Source organism: Oceaniradius stylonematis (genome assembly GCF_965223445.1).
Lineage (GTDB): Bacteria > Pseudomonadota > Alphaproteobacteria > Rhizobiales > Rhizobiaceae > Roseitalea > Roseitalea stylonematis.
This window is the reverse complement of sequence record NZ_OZ244994.1, coordinates 1,050,562-1,067,277: the sequence shown is the minus strand read 5'-3', so window position 1 is coordinate 1,067,277 and position 16,716 is coordinate 1,050,562. Positions and strand designations below refer to the sequence as shown.

The 16,716-nt window shown below is 65.0% G+C and carries 20 protein-coding genes; 15 read left to right on the top strand and 5 right to left on the bottom strand.

The annotated features are described in order from the left end of the window. Positions 1-7: 7 nt before the first annotated feature. Complete coding sequence (locus ACOQOU_RS05335) at positions 8-1,015, bottom strand: AAA family ATPase (protein ID WP_306026563.1); 1,008 nt, start codon at positions 1,013-1,015, stop codon at positions 8-10. Between the two features lie 146 nt (positions 1,016-1,161). On the opposite strand from ACOQOU_RS05335, the gene ACOQOU_RS05330 reads away from it, so the two are divergent. From ACOQOU_RS05330 to ACOQOU_RS05320, 3 genes are read left to right on the top strand one after another with little or no spacing between them, the layout of a single operon-like run. Continuing rightward, entirely contained in the window at positions 1,162-1,791 is a 630-nt protein-coding gene (locus ACOQOU_RS05330; RefSeq protein WP_306026564.1) for a DUF1285 domain-containing protein, read from the top strand. A gap of 8 nt (positions 1,792-1,799) precedes the next feature. Further along, positions 1,800-2,420, top strand: a complete 621-nt coding sequence (locus tag ACOQOU_RS05325) for a CoA pyrophosphatase (protein WP_306026565.1) — start codon at positions 1,800-1,802, stop codon at positions 2,418-2,420. After that, a complete protein-coding gene (locus ACOQOU_RS05320; protein WP_306026566.1) occupies positions 2,417-3,649 on the top strand; it encodes a CCA tRNA nucleotidyltransferase in 1,233 nt (410 codons plus the stop codon). Before ACOQOU_RS05325 ends, ACOQOU_RS05320 begins: the two co-directional genes overlap by 4 nt. Positions 3,650-3,667: 18 nt before the next feature. On the opposite strand, the gene ACOQOU_RS05315 is transcribed toward ACOQOU_RS05320, so the two are convergent. Continuing rightward, on the bottom strand, positions 3,668-3,847 hold the full coding sequence (locus tag ACOQOU_RS05315; RefSeq protein WP_109768258.1) for a DUF1059 domain-containing protein: 180 nt from the start codon (positions 3,845-3,847) through the stop codon (positions 3,668-3,670). A 101-nt stretch (positions 3,848-3,948) separates the two neighbouring features. Beyond that, positions 3,949-4,863, bottom strand: a complete 915-nt coding sequence (hemF, locus tag ACOQOU_RS05310; protein ID WP_375565794.1) for an oxygen-dependent coproporphyrinogen oxidase — start codon at positions 4,861-4,863, stop codon at positions 3,949-3,951. Positions 4,864-4,998: 135 nt separating this feature from the next. Between hemF and ACOQOU_RS05305 the strand changes: the two genes are divergently transcribed. Then, entirely contained in the window at positions 4,999-5,241 is a 243-nt protein-coding gene (locus tag ACOQOU_RS05305) for a hypothetical protein (protein ID WP_245412953.1), read from the top strand. A 3-nt stretch (positions 5,242-5,244) separates the two neighbouring features. Next, a complete protein-coding gene (locus ACOQOU_RS05300) occupies positions 5,245-5,712 on the top strand; it encodes a GNAT family N-acetyltransferase (protein WP_109768256.1) in 468 nt (155 codons plus the stop codon). Here the strand turns inward: ACOQOU_RS05300 and soxR are convergent. Beyond that, positions 5,690-6,178, bottom strand: a complete 489-nt coding sequence (gene soxR / locus ACOQOU_RS05295; RefSeq protein ID WP_109768255.1) for a redox-sensitive transcriptional activator SoxR — start codon at positions 6,176-6,178, stop codon at positions 5,690-5,692. The two genes, ACOQOU_RS05300 and soxR, sit on opposite strands and share 23 nt — an antisense overlap. Positions 6,179-6,255: 77 nt before the next feature. On the opposite strand from soxR, the gene ACOQOU_RS05290 reads away from it, so the two are divergent. Beyond that, positions 6,256-6,651 (top strand): VOC family protein, encoded by a 396-nt coding sequence (locus ACOQOU_RS05290; protein ID WP_109768296.1) that lies wholly within the window; start codon positions 6,256-6,258, stop codon positions 6,649-6,651. On the opposite strand, the gene ACOQOU_RS05285 is transcribed toward ACOQOU_RS05290, so the two are convergent. Beyond that, positions 6,635-7,123 carry a tRNA (cytidine(34)-2'-O)-methyltransferase gene (locus ACOQOU_RS05285; RefSeq protein ID WP_109768254.1) on the bottom strand — a complete coding sequence of 163 codons (489 nt, stop codon included), beginning with the start codon at positions 7,121-7,123 and terminating at the stop codon, positions 6,635-6,637. The genes ACOQOU_RS05290 and ACOQOU_RS05285 overlap by 17 nt on opposite strands. A 383-nt stretch (positions 7,124-7,506) precedes the next feature. On the opposite strand from ACOQOU_RS05285, the gene ACOQOU_RS05280 reads away from it, so the two are divergent. The 9 genes from ACOQOU_RS05280 (at position 7,507) to ACOQOU_RS05240 (ending at position 16,675) form a co-directional block, all read left to right on the top strand. Beyond that, complete coding sequence (locus ACOQOU_RS05280; protein ID WP_306026568.1) at positions 7,507-9,357, top strand: ABC transporter ATP-binding protein; 1,851 nt, start codon at positions 7,507-7,509, stop codon at positions 9,355-9,357. Further along, positions 9,358-11,268 (top strand): ABC transporter ATP-binding protein, encoded by a 1,911-nt coding sequence (locus ACOQOU_RS05275; RefSeq protein WP_306026569.1) that lies wholly within the window; start codon positions 9,358-9,360, stop codon positions 11,266-11,268. Between the two features lie 142 nt (positions 11,269-11,410). Further along, the gene (gene petA, locus ACOQOU_RS05270; RefSeq protein WP_109768252.1) at positions 11,411-11,974 is read left to right on the top strand and encodes a ubiquinol-cytochrome c reductase iron-sulfur subunit; all 564 of its coding nucleotides are present in this window, start codon (positions 11,411-11,413) and stop codon (positions 11,972-11,974) included. Positions 11,975-11,985: 11 nt separating this feature from the next. Next, the gene (locus tag ACOQOU_RS05265; protein ID WP_109768251.1) at positions 11,986-13,299 is read left to right on the top strand and encodes a cytochrome b; all 1,314 of its coding nucleotides are present in this window, start codon (positions 11,986-11,988) and stop codon (positions 13,297-13,299) included. 33 nt (positions 13,300-13,332) lie between these two features. Then, the gene (locus tag ACOQOU_RS05260; protein WP_306026570.1) at positions 13,333-14,169 is read left to right on the top strand and encodes a cytochrome c1; all 837 of its coding nucleotides are present in this window, start codon (positions 13,333-13,335) and stop codon (positions 14,167-14,169) included. Between the two features lie 116 nt (positions 14,170-14,285). Further along, the gene (locus tag ACOQOU_RS05255) at positions 14,286-14,825 is read left to right on the top strand and encodes an adenine phosphoribosyltransferase (RefSeq protein ID WP_109768294.1); all 540 of its coding nucleotides are present in this window, start codon (positions 14,286-14,288) and stop codon (positions 14,823-14,825) included. 4 nt (positions 14,826-14,829) lie between these two features. Then, complete coding sequence (locus ACOQOU_RS05250) at positions 14,830-15,711, top strand: DMT family transporter (protein ID WP_306026571.1); 882 nt, start codon at positions 14,830-14,832, stop codon at positions 15,709-15,711. Next, entirely contained in the window at positions 15,701-16,357 is a 657-nt protein-coding gene (locus tag ACOQOU_RS05245; RefSeq protein WP_109768249.1) for a Crp/Fnr family transcriptional regulator, read from the top strand. The genes ACOQOU_RS05250 and ACOQOU_RS05245 overlap by 11 nt, the downstream gene beginning before the upstream one ends. 108 nt (positions 16,358-16,465) lie before the next feature. Continuing rightward, the gene (locus ACOQOU_RS05240; RefSeq protein ID WP_109768248.1) at positions 16,466-16,675 is read left to right on the top strand and encodes a YgaP family membrane protein; all 210 of its coding nucleotides are present in this window, start codon (positions 16,466-16,468) and stop codon (positions 16,673-16,675) included. The last annotated feature ends 41 nt before the right edge of the window (positions 16,676-16,716 follow it).

The window sequence follows — 16,716 nt, the reverse complement described above, 5'->3', positions numbered from 1 at the left end:
GGGCCGGCTACTCCAGTGCGTCCACGAGACCGGCGATCACCGTGCCGACGCTCATGCCCTCGGCGCGGGCGGCAAAGGTCAGCGCCATGCGGTGCTGGAGGATCGGCTCGGCAAGGGCGCGCACATCGTCGACGGACGGCGCAAACCGGCCTTCGTAAAGCGCGCGGGCGCGGGCACACAGCATCAGCGACTGGCTGGCGCGCGGTCCGGGGCCCCATGCCACGTGGCGGTCGGTGGCGTCGGTTCCGGTGCCCGGACGCGCCGAGCGGACCAGCCTGAGGATCGCTTCGACCACGCTTTCGGGCACCGGCATGCGGCGCACCAGCGTCTGCAACTCCTGCAGGCGTTGCGCGGTGACCACCGGATTTGCCACCGCCGCGTCGATGCCGGTCGTGTCGATCAGGATGCGGCGCTCGGCCTCCACTTCGGGATAGGTGATGTCGATCTGCATTAGGAACCGGTCAAGCTGTGCCTCGGGCAGGGGATAGGTGCCCTCCTGCTCGAGCGGGTTCTGCGTCGCCAGAACGTGGAACGGGGCGGGCAGATCGTAATGCTGGCCGGCGACGGTCACGTGGTATTCCTGCATGGCCTGCAACAGCGCCGACTGGGTGCGCGGGCTGGCGCGGTTGATCTCGTCGGCCATCAGGAGCTGGGTGAAGATCGGCCCCTTGACGAAGCGGAAGTGGCGCTTGCCGCCCTCGCCTTCCTCGAGCACTTCGGAGCCGAGGATGTCGGCAGGCATCAGGTCGGGCGTGAACTGGATGCGGCCGCTGTCGAGCCCCAGAACCGTGCCAAGCGTGTCGACCAGCTTGGTCTTGGCAAGGCCGGGCACGCCGACCAGCAGCGCGTGGCCGCCCGACAGGATGGCAACGATCGCGTTCTGGATGACGTCTTCCTGACCGAAGATGACGTTGCCGATCTCGCTTTTGATGTTGGCGATATCGCCGAGCGCGGTTTCCGCCTGGGCGACGATAGCGGCCTCATCGACGGTCTCGGTGGTGGCATGAACGCTCATCTCAATCTCCCATCGACCCGTGGCACGCGCTTCGCACAGGGTTGCCCGACCGAAGGTAAATCAAGGCCGGGTGCTGACAAGTGCGCCGGGGGTGACTATTTCGTGACTTCACAGCATTTGGCCGCGAACAGGCTCCGGGAAGGTGAATGGCGGAAAACGGCGAATCAAAGGCGGCGGCACCGGCGGACCTCAAAGGGCTCGAAGCGCTGGTCGCGCGTGCCGGCGAGGGGCGCGGCACGCCGCCGGTCGAGCAGTGGAACCCGCCCTTTTGCGGCAATCTGGATATGGAGATCGCCGCCGACGGCACCTGGTTCTATATGGGCACGCCGATCGGCCGCCCGGCGCTGGTCAAGCTGTTTTCGAGCGTGTTGCGCAAGGACGAGGACGGCAAGACATACCTGGTCACGCCGGTCGAAAAGGTCGGCATCCGCGTTGCCGATGCGCCGTTTCTGGCCGTCGAGATGCATGTGGGCGCGCGCGACGGCGCGCAGGTGCTAACGTTCCGCACCCATGTGGGCGATGTCGTCGAGGCGGGTGAAGACCATCCGCTTCGCTTTGAGATCGAGCCGGAGACAATGGGCGTCAAGCCCTATGTGCATGTGCGCGGCCGGCTTGAGGCGCTGGTGACACGCGCGGTGATGTACGATCTGATCGCGCTCGGCGCGCATGAGGCAATCGACGGCACGCCGATGTTCGTTGTCCATTCGGGCGGGCAGGCGTTCCCGGTCATGAAGAGCGCCGATCTCGAGGCGGCGCTGGCCGAGGCGGCATCGTGACGGTGGACATGCGTTCCGCACCGTTCGGCGTCGCCGACTTTTCCGACCGGGCCGTCCGCCGCGGCGACGGGTCCGGTCCCGAAGCCGGCGATTTCCGCTACAATCCCGATGCGACCGATGCCATCCGCGCGATGGCGCGCAAGGATGCCGCCGTTCTGGTCAGCGTGATCGAGCGCGGCGACGGCGCCCACATGGTGCTGACCAAGCGCACCGAGGCGCTGCGCACCCATTCGGGGCAGATCGCGCTGCCCGGCGGACGGATCGATCCTGACGACTTGACGCCGGAGGCGGCGGCGCTGCGCGAATGCGAAGAAGAGACCGGCATTCCGCAGGACGCGGTGCGGACGGTTGGACGGCTGCCGGTCTATCTGAGCGGATCGGGCTTTCGCATCCACCCGGTGCTGGCGGTGATCGAGGGCGACCCGCCGGTGCGGCCGAACCCGGACGAGGTTGAAAGCGTTTTCGAGGTGCCGATGGCGTTTCTGATGAACCGCGACAATCACCGGAAAGGCAGCGTCGTCTGGAACGGCAAGCGCCGCTATTTCCTCGAAATGCCCTATGGCGAATATCGCATCTGGGGCGTGACGGCGGGCATCATCCGCACGGTTTATGAAGGGCTCTACGCTTGAGCGCGGGACGACTGGAGGCCTCCTGGCTGAACGATGCCGGCCTGCAGCGGCTTTTGGCGCTGCTTGGCGCCGATGGCGAGGAGGCGCGCATCGTCGGCGGCGCAATCCGCAACACGCTTCTGGGACAGCCGGTGACGGACATCGACATCGCCACCACAAGCGAGCCGGGCGAGACGATGCGGCGGCTTCAGGCGGCCGGCGTCAAGGCGGTCGACACGGGCATGGAGCACGGCACGGTGACGGCGGTCATCGACGGGCACGGCTATGAGATCACGACGCTGCGCGAGGATACCGAGACCGACGGGCGGCGGGCGGTGGTTCGGTTCGGGCGCAGCTGGCAGCACGATGCCGAGCGGCGCGACTTCACGATCAACGCGCTTTATGCCGATGCCGATGGCACGCTTCGTGACCCCGTCGGCGGACGTGCTGACATCGAGGGGCGGCTGGTGCGGTTCATCGGCGATCCCGAGCAGCGCATCCGCGAGGATTATCTGCGCATCCTGCGGTTTTTCCGCTTCTTTGCATGGTATGGCCATGGCCGGCCCGACGCGGACGGGCTGAAGGCGTGCGCGCGGCTCAAAGAGGGCGTGGCCGGGCTATCGGCCGAACGGATATGGACGGAAATGCGCAAGCTTCTTGCGGCGCCCGACCCGTCGCGTGCGCTGTTGTGGATGCGGCAGGCCGGTGTCCTGTCTCTGGTGCTGCCGAAAAGCGAAAAGTGGGGCATTGACGGCATCCACGGGCTGATGGCGGCGGAACAGGCCCTTGGCTGGCCAGCGGACGCGGTGCTGCGGCTGATGGTGCTGATCCCGCTGCGCAAGGAGGTCGTGCAGGGACTTGCGGAGCGCTGGAAGCTGGGGAGCCGCGTGCGCGACCGGTTGGTCGCCGTCAGCCAGGCGCATGGCGTGGCGCCCGACACGCCGGTCAGCGGTTTCGAACGGCTTCTTTATGAAGGTAATGCGCAGGCGATCACCGACCGGATGCGGCTCGACATCGCCGCTTTGGGCACTGACGACGTTGGCGCGCAATCCCTTGTGCGCCTTCTCGATCATGCCGGTTCATGGACGCGACCGTCCTTTCCATTGAGCGGCCGCGACCTGATGGCGCTGGGATTTGACAGCGGGCCGGCGCTTGGCGACGCCCTGCGGACCCTCGAGAAGCGCTGGATCGACAGCGGGTTTTCGCTCGACCGCGATAGGCTTTTGGCCGACGTGCCCGCGCCGGAGTAACCCTTGGGGCCGCTCTTGTCAGGCGGGCACCTCGTGCACGCGCTTTTTGATCTCTTCGACCATGGTCTCGCGCAGACGCGCCTCGCCATGGGCCGAGCGCAGATGCTCGGCGGCGCGCCGGACGATTTCGGCCTCGTCGTCATCATGGGTGTGCCAGTGGCATCCCGGCACAAGCTGGCCGCACTTGAATTCCTTCATCATCCACCTCCTCTGGTGACGCCAGGTCATCATGACGGGCAGTTTTGACGATTTTGTGCCGGTGCGCCTTGCCTGAGGTTAAGTGGCGAACGGACAGGGCGTCATGGCCATTTCACCGCCGGAGGCATGGATGAGAGGATCGAATCCACATTGCCGCCGGTCTTCAGGCCGAAAATGGTGCCGCGATCGTAGAGCAGGTTGAACTCGACATAACGGCCGCGGCGGACCAGCTGCTCCTCACGCTGGGCGTCGGTCCAGTTGTCGTTGAAGTTGCGCCGGACGAGATGCGGATAGACCACCAGAAAAGTGCGCCCGACATCCTGGGTCAGGGCGAAGTCCGCCTCCCAGCCGCCGGCGGCATCGTCCGAATGCTGCCAGTCGTAGAAGATGCCGCCAATGCCGCGCGGCTCGTTGCGATGGGCAAGGTGGAAGTATTCGTCGCACCAGTCCTTGAATTTGGGGTAGTCGGCGACGGCGTGTTTGGAGCAGGCCAGTTCGAACGATTTGTGGAAGGCGACGCTGTCGGGATCGTCCTGGGTGCGGCGCGCATCGAGCACCGGCGTCAGGTCGGCGCCGCCGCCGAACCACCAGGAGGTGGTGACGACGAAGCGCGTGTTCATGTGCACGGCCGGCACGTTGGGGTTTTGCGGATGGGCGATCAGCGAGATGCCGGACGCCCAGAAACGCGGGTCGGTGTCGGCGCCGGGGATCTGCTTGCGGAACTCCTCGGAAAACTCGCCATGCACGGTCGATGTGTGCACGCCGACCTTTTCGAAAACGCGGCCATGCATCATCGACATGACGCCGCCGCCACCCTTGCCGTCGTCGCGTTCCCAGGGCGATCTGGTGAACCGGCCGGGCACATATTCGGCGAACGGGCCGGTGACATCGTCCTCGATCTTCTCGAAAGCGGCGCAGATGCGGTCGCGAAGTTCCTCGAACCAGGCGCTGGCCTGCCGCTTCTTGTCCTCGATGTCCGCCGGCAGTCCCGCCGGCAGCTGTGGCCGCTCAACCATGTTTCAAACCCGTTGCCCTTTGTGCCCGATCGGGTCGTGCCTATCGCGCATCGCCGGCCTTGCCAAGCAGTGACCTTTCAGATGGGGACTTGGCGCGCGGGAACGATATGGTATCGTCTGACGCGGAGGTATCAGATGGCTCCGCCCAGGCCGCCGCGCGCGCTCGTCAATCGCCATTTGGAAGCCAGCCGCTCAAGCGGCCCGTCGGGCTTTGTGCGGGAGACCTACCGGCTGAGCCGGCCCGAAGCGCGGCGCAAGGCGCGCGAATGGTTCGATCAATACCCCAAGGCCGCCTATTGGACGCAGGTCGAGAGCTGGCGCGTGCTCGACGGCGATGTCATCGAATTCACCATGCGCCGCCTGCCGACCGCGGACTGACCCATGACACTCGACAATGACTGGACGCTGCGCCGGGCGCAGGGAGAAGACGACATGACGGCCTGCGTGGCGATCCGCCATCAGGTGTTCGTGCGCGAGCAATGCGTGGATGAAGCGCTGGAGCGCGACGGCCGCGACGGCGACTGCATCCATTATCTGGCCTTGGGCGCCGACGGGCCGGTCGGCACCGGCCGCGTTATGCCGCTCGAAGACCGCTACAAAATCCAGCGCGTCGCGGTGCTGCCCCGGGCGCGGGGCACCGGCCTTGGCGCGGCGCTGATGCGCTTCATGATGGCCGATCTGGCCAACGAGGCCGAGGCGGCCGGTCGCACTTTCTTTCTGTCGAGCCAGGTGCATGCCCTGCCGTTCTACGAAAAGCTCGGCTTTTCGGTCTGCTCCGGCGTCTATATGGATGCAGGCATCCCGCACCGGGACATGCAGGCGCCGGTCATCCCGCCGGCTGGGGCCTGACCGGCCGGCCCAGGTCCGATTCACGCTTTTCCACCCAGTTGGCGCCGGGACCGAGCGCGGCGGCCTTGTCGTCGCCATTGTAGATCGCGCAGGTGTCGAGCGAGAGGCAGCCGCAGCCGATGCATCCGTCGAGCCGGTCGCGCAGGCGTTCGAGCTGCGCCATCCGTTCATCGATCGCGTCCCGGAAGCCGGTGCTGATCCGCGCCCAGTCGGCCTTGGTGGGCGGGCGGTCGCCGGGAAGCCGGTCCAGTTGGCCCCTGATCTCGGCCAGCGAGAAGCCCAGGCGCTGCGATATCGCGATGAACGACACTTTGCGGATTTCGGAGCGCGTGAAGCGGCGGTTGCCGCCTTCGCTGCGCAGCGCCGTGATCAGGCCCTCGTCGGCATAGTAGCGGATCGCGGAGACCGCGAGACCGGTGCGTGCGGCCACCTCGCCGATGGTCAGGAAAGGGCTCTTGCGCGGCAAACGATTTTCTCCTTGATCTCAAGTTCACTTGAGAAAGTATGACTCCCGGTGAGCCAATCATCAAGAAGGAGATCACCATGTCCGACGCCAATGTCGCCCGCCTCGAGCACGTCAATCTGACGGTTCCCGATGCCAAGGCCACGGCCGCCATGCTCTGCCGCCTGTTTGGCTGGCATGTGCGATGGGAGGGTCCGGCGCTGGGCAATGGCCACACTGTCCATGTCGGCAACCAGGTGAGCTATCTGGCCGTCTTCACGCCGCCGGCGGAGCCGAATGCCGCTTCGTTCGACAAGATGCGCACCGGGCATCTGAACCATGTCGGCGTCGTGGTGGACGATCTCGACGCAACGGAGGCGAGAGTGAAGGCCGAGGGCCACGAGCCTTACAGCCATGACGATTACGAGCCCGGGCGGCGCTTTTATTTCAAGGACGAGAACGGCATCGAGTTCGAAGTGGTCAGCTATGGACGCTGATCTGCCGGATCGCCTCGGCGGCGGCGATGCCGACGGAGACGGCCAGATTGAGCGAGCGGGCGCCTTCGGCCATCGTGATGGCCAGGCGTTCGTCCGCCACACTGTGTACGGTCTCCGGCACGCCCGCCGATTCCGACCCGAACAGCAGGATGTCATCGGATGTGAACCGGTGGGCGGTGTAGGGCGTGTCGGCCTTGGTCGTCAGCAGCACCAGCCGCAATCCTTGACGCCGTCGCCACTGTTCGAAGGCATCCCACGTCACGTGCCGGATCAGCGCCGCCATCTCCAGATAGTCCATGCCGGCGCGTTTCAATGCACGGTCGGACAGATCGAACCCGGCCGGTTCGATGATGTGGACGGCAAAGTCGAGGCACGCCGCGGTGCGCAGAATCGTGCCGGCATTGCCGGCAATGTCCGGCTGGTAGAGGGCGATGGAGAGGCGTTCGGGGCGCGGTGATGATGACAGCGTCATGTCGGTATGGGTGCCGGTTTGGTCGAGTGTGCGTTGCTTTAGGCGCCCCGTTGCGCTATGGCCAGACGCGTTGGTGCTCACCGAACAGGAGGCAGGCATGAAAATTATGATGTTTGTCAGCTCGAACATCCTGTTCGCGCCCCGGATCGGCCTGCCGCGTTTCTGCACGGCCGCGTCCGACTTCTAGCACCAGCGGTTCCGACACCTTCCATTCAAGACATCGCGTCGTGACCGCCGGTTTGGTTCCGCCAAACGGTTCACGACCATGATTCTGTCTGCAGCCCTTCGCGCGTCGCGCGCCCCTGATGAAACCGCGCCGGTCACGGTGCCGGTGCTGGCGCTCGCGTTTTGCGGCTCTACATCCTTACGCTTCGAGGCCAAAAATGTTTGCCTGGTTTGAAAATCGCATCAATCCGTTTCCGCCCGAGCGGCCCGTCCAACCGCCGGCGACGCTGTTCGCCTTTTGCTGGCATTACACCAGGGATATCTGGCCGTGGCTTGCGGTCACGTCCGTCCTGACGGCGCTGATCAGCATCCTGCAGGTTCTGATCTTCAGCTTTCTTGGCAACATCGTCGACTGGCTGACCGGCGCCAATCCGGAAACCTTCCTGGCCGATGAAGGCTGGTCGCTGTTCTGGATGGCCGCGATCATCGTGGTCGGCCTGCCGCTGACCGGCCTGTTCCACTCGCTGATCATGCACCAGACCATCTTCGGCAACTTCCCGATGGTGATCCGCTGGAAGGCGCACCGCTACATGCTGGGCCAGTCCTTCGGCTTCTATCAGGACGAGTTCGCCGGCCGCGTCGCCACCAAGGTGATGCAGGCGGCGCTCGGCGTGCGCGAATCGGTCACCAAGATCGTCGATATCTTCATCTATGTGGGCGTCTATTTCGGCGGTGCCGTCATTCTGGTGGCGACGCTTCAGGCGTGGCTGATGGTGCCGTTCCTGGTCTGGCTGGGCACCTACATTCTCCTGATGTGGCATTATCTGCCGAAGATGCGGGTCATCTCGGAACGGCAGTCCGATGCGCGCTCGACGATGACCGGCCGCGTCGTCGACAGCTACACCAACATCATGACGGTCAAGCTGTTCGCCCATGCGGGCCGCGAGGAAGGCTATGCGCGCGAGGCGATGGACGACTTCCTCAAGACCGTTCATCCGCAGATGCGGCTTGTCACGACGCTCAATGTCAGCCTCGACATCGCCAATGCGCTGCTGCTGTTCTCGGTGGCGGCGATCGGCATCTGGGGCTGGACGGCGGGCAACGCGACCGTCGGCGCGCTGGCGGTGGCCGTCGGCCTGGTGCTGCGGCTCGAAGGCATGTCCTACTGGGTGATGTGGGAACTGGCCGGCCTGTTCGAGAACATCGGCATGGCCGAGGACGGCATGCACACGATCGCCCGGCCGCAGGCGGTGACCGACACGGACAGTACCAAGACGTTGGTTGTCGAACGGGGCGAAATCGAGTTCGACCGCATCCGCTTCCATTACGGCAAGGAAGGCGGTGTGATCGACGATCTGTCGCTGACGGTCCGTCCGGGCGAAAAGGTCGGTTTGGTCGGCCGGTCCGGCGCCGGCAAGTCGACGCTGATGAATGTGCTGTTGCGGCTCTACGACCTGGAAGACGGGGTGATCCGTGTCGATGGGCAGGACATCGCCCAAGTGACGCAGGACAGCCTGCGCAGCCGGGTCGGTGTCGTCACGCAGGACACTTCGCTGCTGCATCGTTCGGTGCGCGACAACATCGCCTATGGCAACCCCGAGGCCACCGACGCGCAGATCATCGAGGCGGCCAAACGCGCCAATGCCCATGACTACATCATGGATCTGGTCGATCTTGAAGGCCGCACCGGCTATGACGCCCATGTCGGTGAGCGCGGCGTGAAACTGTCCGGCGGCCAGCGCCAGCGCATCGCCATCGCACGCGTGTTCCTCAAAAACGCGCCGATCCTGGCGCTGGACGAAGCGACGTCGGCGCTCGATTCGGAAGTGGAAGCTGCGATCCAGGACAATCTGAACGCGCTGATGGAAGGCAAGACCGTGATCGCCATCGCCCACCGCCTGTCGACGATCGCCAATCTCGACCGGCTCGTCGTGCTCGACAAGGGCGCGATCATCGAGGAGGGCAGCCATGACGAATTGGCCGCGGCAGGCGGGCTTTATGCCCAGCTCTGGTCGCGCCAGTCCGGCGGGTTCATCGGCGTCGACGCCAAGGCGGAGGCGGCGGAGTAGATGGCGCGTTACGGCAGCACCGGCCAGGACCCCGATCCGGCCTACCGGCGGACCGAACACCCGGTGTGGAACCGGGTGGAGCGGTTCATCGAACCGTTCGGGGACACCGACCGCGAGGTGCTGCCGCAGAACGCCTGGCAGTTCATCGCCTATTTCGCGCGGCAGGCACGCGGGCCGTTCATCGTGTTGCTCCTCGTCGGCGGTCTGGTCGGGGCGGTCGATGCGGCGCTTTACTGGGGCGTCGGCTGGCTGATCGACATTCTCGACAGCTCGACCCCGGCGACGCTTCTGGCCGATCATGGCTGGGAGCTGGCCGGCCTTCTGTCGCTGCTGCTGATCGTGCGGGCCTTGGTGATGGTCGGCGCCGCGCTGATCGAGCAGCAGGTGATCGTGCCGCGCTTTTACACCATGGTGCGCTGGCAGTCGTTCCGCCGGGTGATCGAGCAGCCCTATGCCTTCTTCCAGGACGATTTCGCCGGCCGCATCGCCACCAAGATCGCGCAGGCGGGCGAATCGGTCGGCGACTTCATCATCACCTCGCTGCAGTCGCTCTGGTCGTTCCTGACCTTCATCGCGCTGACGTTCATCGTCCTTTCAACGCTCGACTGGCGCATGGGCGTGGTCGTCGCCGTCTGGGGGCTCGGCTATGGCGCGGTGGTGCGTTACCTGCTGCCGCGGCTGCGGGCGGCGGGTAAGAACAACGCCAACGAACGCTCGGTCCTCAATGGCCGGCTGGTCGACATCTTCACCAACATTTTGACCGTCAAGCTCTTCGACACCGGGCGCCGGGAGCACGGCGACGTCAAGCAGGCGATGGGCAACTATCTGGGCGCGGTCACGCATCTGACGCGGATGATCACCCTGGTGCGCACCTCGGTCGCGGTGCTGAACGGGCTGATGATGAGCGCGGTCGCGGTGCTCGCCGTTTCGGGCTGGATGGCCGGCACGATCTCGACCGGCGCGATCGCGGCAACGATGGGTCTCGTTTTCCGGCTCAACCAGATGTCGGGCTGGATGATGTTCAACATCAACGGGCTGATCCGCGCCTTTTCGACCGTTCAGGACGCCATCGAGACGATTTCCGTCGAGCCGGTGATCCGTGACCGGCCCGATGCGCCGGACATGGCGCCCGTATCGGGCCATATCCGGTTCGAGGATGTCCGCTTCAATTACGGCAAGGGCGATATCGGCCTGTTCGACGGGCTCGATCTCGACATCAAGCCGGGCGAGAAGGTCGGCCTTGTCGGCCCGTCGGGTGCCGGCAAGTCCACCATCGTGTCGCTGATGCTGCGCCTGTTCGAACCGGAAACCGGCCGGATCGCGATCGACGGCACCGACATCGCGTCGGTCACGCAGACCTCGCTCCGGCGGCAGTTCGGCGTCGTCAGTCAGGAACCGTCGCTGCTGCACAGGTCGCTCAGGGACAACATCGCCTATGGCGCCGCCGATCCGACGCAGGCGATGATCGAGGCGGCGGCCAAGAAGGCCAAGGCCCATGATTTCATCCTCGACGCGCGCGATCCCAAGGGGCGGTCGGGCTATGACGCCCATGTCGGCGAGCGCGGCATCAAGCTGTCGGGCGGCCAGCGGCAACGGGTGGCGATTGCGCGGGTCATGCTCAAGGATGCGCCGATCCTGATCCTCGACGAGGCGACGTCGGCGCTCGATTCGGAGATCGAGGCGGCGATCCAGGACAATCTGGCGACGCTGATGGACGGCAAGACGGTAATCGCCATCGCCCACCGCCTGTCGACGATCGCCGCGATGGACCGGCTGGTCGTCGTCGACAATGGCCGTATCGTCCAGACCGGGCGGCACGACGAATTGCTGCGCGACAAGGGCGGTCTCTACGCCCGGATGTGGACGCGCCAGTCGGGCGGCTTCCTCAGCTTCGCCGAGGCTGCCGAATAGTGCGCGACACAGTGTCATCATGCCTTGGTCTGGGGTAGACAATGGCGGTGAGCCGGCATTATTAACGCGCCGGATTGCGCTCGGGGACGTGCATTATTCCTGAGTTTTTGACGAATATTTTTGGCAAGGAAAGGACGTCGCCGTGACAGACGCGACCCAGGAGCCGGAAGGCGAACTGCCCACCCGCCGGGATTTCATCTATGTGGCCACCGGGATGATGGGCGTTGTCGGCGCCGCTGCGGCTGCCTGGCCGTTCATCGACCAGATGCGCCCCGATGCGGCGGTTCGCGCCGCTGGCCTGCCGATCGAGGTCGATCTGAGCGCCATCGAGCCGGGCGGCACCATTGTCGTCACCTGGCGCTCCAAGCCCTATTTCATCCGGCAGCTGCTGGACGACGAGATCGCCGCCGCCGACACGCTCGGCGAGGGCGACATGAAGGAATACCAGCCGGCCGCCGAACGCATCGCCGGTCCTGACGGCGCCGAAACCCGCAACTGGGTGATCGTCTCGGCCACCTGTACCCATCTGGGCTGCGTGCCCAACATCGTCGACAACGCGCCGGAGGGCTGGTTCTGCCCGTGCCACGGCTCGGTGTTCGACATGGTCGGCCGCATCTTGCGCGGCCCGGCGGCGACCAACCTGCCGCTTCCGCCCTATGTTTTTGCCGATGAGTCGACCCTGATCGTCGGCTCCGACCAGGTCTAGGAGGCCGCCCGATGAGCAAACTCGAGCATCACGGCACCTACACGCCGACCAGCGGCGTCGGCAAATGGATCGATGCGCGCATGCCGCTGCCGCGGCTGATGTATGACAGCTTCGTGGCCTATCCGGTGCCGCGGAACCTCAATTATGCCTACACGTTCGGCGGCATCCTCTCGATCTTCCTTGTCATCCAGATCGTGACCGGCATCGTTCTTGCGATGCATTACGTGCCGGACGCGACCAAGGCGTTCGACAGCGTCGAGCACATCATGCGCGACGTGAACTCGGGCTGGCTGATGCGCTACATGCACCAGAATGGCGCCCACTTCTTCTTCCTCGCGGTCTATCTGCACATATTCCGCGGGCTCTATTACGGCTCCTACAAGGCGCCGCGCGAGCTTCTGTGGATCCTGGGCTGCATCATCTACCTGTTGATGATGGCCACCGCCTTCATGGGTTACGTCCTGCCCTGGGGCCAGATGTCCTTCTGGGGCGCCACGGTGATCACCGGCTTCTTCACCGCCTTCCCGGTCATCGGCGTTCCGATCCAGGAGCTGCTGCTCGGCGGGTTCGCGGTCGGCGATCCGACGCTGAACCGCTTCTTCTCGCTGCACTATCTGCTGCCGTTCATGATCGCCGGCGTCGTCATCCTGCACGTCTGGGCTCTGCATGTGACGGGGCAGACGAACCCGACCGGCATCGAGGTGAAGTCGAAGACAGACACGGTGCCGTTCACGCCGTACGCGACCATCAAGGACGCGTTCGCGCTGATCTTGTTTCTGGCGCTCTATGCCTATTTCGTCTTCTACATGCCGAACTTCCTGGGCCACGCCGACAACTACATCCCGGCCGATCCCATGGTGACGCCGGCGCACATCGTGCCCGAATGGTACTTCCTGCCGTTTTACGCGATCCTGCGCGCCATCACGTTCGACATCGGCCCGATCACGGCCAAGCTGGGCGGCGTCATCGCCATGTTCAGCGCGGTTCTGGTGCTGTTCGTCGTGCCTTGGCTCGATACGTCCAAGGTGCGCTCGGCGGTCTACCGTCCCTGGTACAAGCTGGCCTTCTGGCTGTTCGTGATCAACTCGGTGTTCCTGGGCTGGCTCGGCTCGCAGCCTGCGGAAGGCGTCTATGTGGCGCTCGCCCAGCTCTCGACGGCGATCTATTTCGGCTTCTTCCTGATCGTCATGCCGGTTCTGGGGCTGGTCGAAAAACCACGGCGGCTGCCCAATTCGATCACCGAGGCGGTGCTCGAACGATCGGCCAAGACCGGCGGCGGATCACCGCAACTGGGCGATGCGACAGCGTCCGCCGACAAGTCCTGACGGCCCGGCCTCGAACAGACGATGGAATCGATGATGAAAAACCTTGTTGTTAAACTCGGAGCCGCCGCCATCGCCGCAACGGTGATGGCGACCGGGGCGTGGGCTGCCAGCGCCTATCCCAAGAACAAGCCGCGCGAGCAGGACTGGTCGTTCGCCGGACCGTTCGGCATGTACGATCAGGCGCAGCTGCAGCGCGGCCTGAAGATCTATGCGGAGAACTGCTCGGCCTGCCACGCCCTCAGCCGCGTCAACTTCCGCAATCTGGCCGACCTTGGCTACTCGGATGAGCAGATCAAGGCGTTCGCGGCCAATTACGAGGTCGAGGACGGTCCCGACGATTTCGGAGACATGTTCTTCCGCCCGGCCACGGCGGCGGATGCGTTTCCCTCGCCGTTCCCTAACCAGGAAGCGGCACGCGCGGCCAATGGCGGCGCCTATCCGCCGGACCTGTCGCTGATCGCCAAGGCGCGGGCGCCGATCCGCGGCTTTCCCGCCTTCGTGATCGACCCGTTCCGCAACTATGCGGAAAACGGTCCCGACTACATCTATTCGCTTCTGACCGGCTACAAGGATGAGGTGCCCGAGGACGTCTCGGTGCCCGAGGGCCTGTGGTACAACCCCTATTTCGCGAGCGGTACGGCGCTTGCGATGGCGCCGCCACTGTTCGAAGGCATGCATGAGTTCGACGACGGCACCGAGGCCACCGTCTCGAACATGGCCAAGGACGTTGCCGCATTCCTGATGTGGACAGCCGAACCGCACATGGACGAGCGCAAGCAGCTCGGCTTCCGCGTGATGGTGTTCCTGCTGATCTTCGCGGCGCTCCTGTACCTGTCCAAGAAGCAGGTCTGGGCGCGCGTCGAGCACTGAGACGCGTCGGCACAGGGTGTGACATTTGAAAGGGCGCCTCCGGGCGCCCTTTTCCTTTGCCGTTTGGCTGGTGGCTGGCTATCAAAGGCGCGTTTGCTCTGTGCCGGGACCCGACGATGACGCTGCATGAAACGCTTGAGACCGCCATTCGCACGATTCCCGACTATCCCAAGCCGGGCATCATGTTCCGGGACATCACGACGCTTCTGGGCGACGCATCGGCGTTCCGCCGGTCGGTGGACGAACTCGTCCATCCCTATGCCGGCACCAAGATCGAAAAGATCGCCGGCGTCGAAGCGCGCGGCTTCATCCTCGGCGGGGCCATGTCGCACCAGCTTTCCGCCGGCTTCGTGCCGATCCGCAAGAAAGGCAAGCTGCCGCACGACACGGTCCGCATTGCCTACAGTCTCGAATATGGCGTCGACGAGATGGAGATGCACAGGGACGCCGTCAAGCCCGGCGACAAGGTGATCCTGGTCGACGATCTGATCGCCACCGGCGGCACCGCAGAGGGCGCCGTCAAGCTTCTCCAGCAGATGGGCGCGGACGTCGTTGCGGCCTGTTTCGTGATCGATCTGCCCGATCTGGGCGGCCGCGCCAAGATCGAGGCGCTGGGCGTTCCGGTGCGCACGCTGATCGAATTCGAGGGCGACTGAACCCGTGTCGCCACGCGACATCGCGCTGGCCGTTTTCGTCGTCTCCATGTGGGGGCTGGGGTTCACCGTCCTCAAGCCCACGATGGCGCAGTTCCCGCCGATCCTGATCATGGCGGTCAGCTTCACGGCCACCGCGCTGCTGTTGATGGCCTTTGAGCGGCGAAGGCCGGCCACCGGGCATCTGGCGGCGGCCTGCATCGCGCTTTTCGCTGTTTCGGGACAGGCCGCGCTGATCTTCACGGCACTGTCCGGCCTCGAAGCCTCCACGGGCGTGATCATAGCCCAGTTCCAGGTGCCGCTGGCGGTGCTGTGGGCATGGCTGCTGCGCACCGAGCCGTTCCAGCCCTCCAAGCTTGTCGCGTTCGTGATCGCCCTTTGCGGCGTGATGATCATTGCCGGCCTTCCCGCGGACCGTCCGGCGCCAGGCTTCGTTGCGCTGATGATCGCCGGCGGGGCGGTCTGGGGGTTGGGCCAGGCCCTGATCGCCAAGCTCGGCCGCGACGATGGCGCGGTCCTGCTCAAGCGTGTGGCCCTGCACGGCGCGGCACAGCTCATCCTGTTCACCCTTCTTTTCGAGGACGGCCAGTGGACCGCGCTGACCACGGGCTCGCCCGCCGCCTGGGCCGGCCTGGCATTCATCGCGCTGGTTGCCTTTGCTCTGGCCTATGTGATCTGGTTCGACCTGATGCGCCGCAATCCGGTGTCGCAGGTGACACCCTTCGTCATGCTGATGCCGGCGGTTTCGGTGGTGGCGAGTATCGTGTTCCTGGGCGAACGGCCCGGTTTCGCCGTCTTTGCCGGCGGAGCGCTGATTTTGTCGGGCCTCGCCCTGTCGTCGGGTGTGGTCCGCATAACAGGCGAAGGAGCAACCTCCGATGGCCGTTGACTGGCTCAAGGGAACCGTACTCGAAACCGCCTTCGATGCGCCGACCATGGAGGCCTTGGGCCGGCTGACGCCCGGGTTGGTGCCCAAGGGCACGATCTTGTTCCGGCCCGGCGAAGCGCCCGGCGGCTTTGCCCTGGTCCTGTCCGGCCGGATCAACGTCTATCTCAACAGCCGGACAGGCCGCGAGCTGCGCCTTTATTCCATCGAGCCGGGAGAGACCTGCCTGATGACGACACTGGCGCTGCTTGGCGCCCAGCCCTATTCGGGCGAGGCGATTGCCGACACCGATGTCGTCGCCGCGATTGTGCCGTTCAAGGCCTTTCGCGAGCTGATGGACGGGTCCGACCGGTTCCGGCAGTTCGTCTTTCGCGCTTTTGCCGAGCGGATCGGCGAGATGACGGCGCTGTTGGAGATGGTGGCCTTCCAGAAGATCGAAATCCGGCTGGCACGCTGGCTGCTCGACAATGCCGATGATGGCGGCAGGGCCGCGGCATCCCACGCGGAGATCGCGACGGCGATCGGGAGCGCCCGCGAGGTCGTGTCCCGCCATGTCGAGAAGCTGTCCGACGAGGGCATCGTGGAAGGCGGGCGCAAGGAGATCCTGATCCGCGACCGCGCACGGCTGGCGGCGATCGCGGGTACATGACCGGCCGCATCGCTTCTTGGTGACATGGTCACAGACATTCGTCGGCGTTTCCGTGTATCCTCGATCTTCAGGACCGGAATGATCCGGTCAATGACATTGGAGGCAAAGATGTTTGACGTAAATGTTGGCAGCACCGACCGCATGATCCGCATTGTGGCGGGTGCCGTTCTTTTGGCCCTGTTCTTCTTCGTCGAACTGGGTGCATGGGGCTGGATTGTCGCGCTGGTCGGCGTCGTGATGCTGGCGACGGGCATCATGTCGCGGTGCGCGCTCTATTCACTGCTCGGCATCAACACGCGCGGCGACAAGGCGGCGTGACGCGGTTGTGGACGATTGCAGGGCCCGGCGGCGGCGCCTTG

Coding starts and splice junctions, on each gene's coding strand:
- ACOQOU_RS05335 (WP_306026563.1), bottom strand. CDS start 1,015: ATGAGCGTTCATGCCACCACCGAGACCGTCGATGAGGCCGCTATCGTC.
- ACOQOU_RS05330 (WP_306026564.1), top strand. CDS start 1,162: ATGGCGGAAAACGGCGAATCAAAGGCGGCGGCACCGGCGGACCTCAAA.
- ACOQOU_RS05325 (WP_306026565.1), top strand. CDS start 1,800: ATGCGTTCCGCACCGTTCGGCGTCGCCGACTTTTCCGACCGGGCCGTC.
- ACOQOU_RS05315 (WP_109768258.1), bottom strand. CDS start 3,847: ATGAAGGAATTCAAGTGCGGCCAGCTTGTGCCGGGATGCCACTGGCAC.
- hemF (WP_375565794.1), bottom strand. CDS start 4,863: ATGGTTGAGCGGCCACAGCTGCCGGCGGGACTGCCGGCGGACATCGAG.
- ACOQOU_RS05305 (WP_245412953.1), top strand. CDS start 4,999: ATGGCTCCGCCCAGGCCGCCGCGCGCGCTCGTCAATCGCCATTTGGAA.
- ACOQOU_RS05300 (WP_109768256.1), top strand. CDS start 5,245: ATGACACTCGACAATGACTGGACGCTGCGCCGGGCGCAGGGAGAAGAC.
- ACOQOU_RS05290 (WP_109768296.1), top strand. CDS start 6,256: ATGTCCGACGCCAATGTCGCCCGCCTCGAGCACGTCAATCTGACGGTT.
- ACOQOU_RS05285 (WP_109768254.1), bottom strand. CDS start 7,123: ATGACGCTGTCATCATCACCGCGCCCCGAACGCCTCTCCATCGCCCTC.
- ACOQOU_RS05280 (WP_306026568.1), top strand. CDS start 7,507: ATGTTTGCCTGGTTTGAAAATCGCATCAATCCGTTTCCGCCCGAGCGG.
- ACOQOU_RS05275 (WP_306026569.1), top strand. CDS start 9,358: ATGGCGCGTTACGGCAGCACCGGCCAGGACCCCGATCCGGCCTACCGG.
- ACOQOU_RS05265 (WP_109768251.1), top strand. CDS start 11,986: ATGAGCAAACTCGAGCATCACGGCACCTACACGCCGACCAGCGGCGTC.
- ACOQOU_RS05260 (WP_306026570.1), top strand. CDS start 13,333: ATGAAAAACCTTGTTGTTAAACTCGGAGCCGCCGCCATCGCCGCAACG.
- ACOQOU_RS05255 (WP_109768294.1), top strand. CDS start 14,286: ATGACGCTGCATGAAACGCTTGAGACCGCCATTCGCACGATTCCCGAC.
- ACOQOU_RS05245 (WP_109768249.1), top strand. CDS start 15,701: ATGGCCGTTGACTGGCTCAAGGGAACCGTACTCGAAACCGCCTTCGAT.
- ACOQOU_RS05240 (WP_109768248.1), top strand. CDS start 16,466: ATGTTTGACGTAAATGTTGGCAGCACCGACCGCATGATCCGCATTGTG.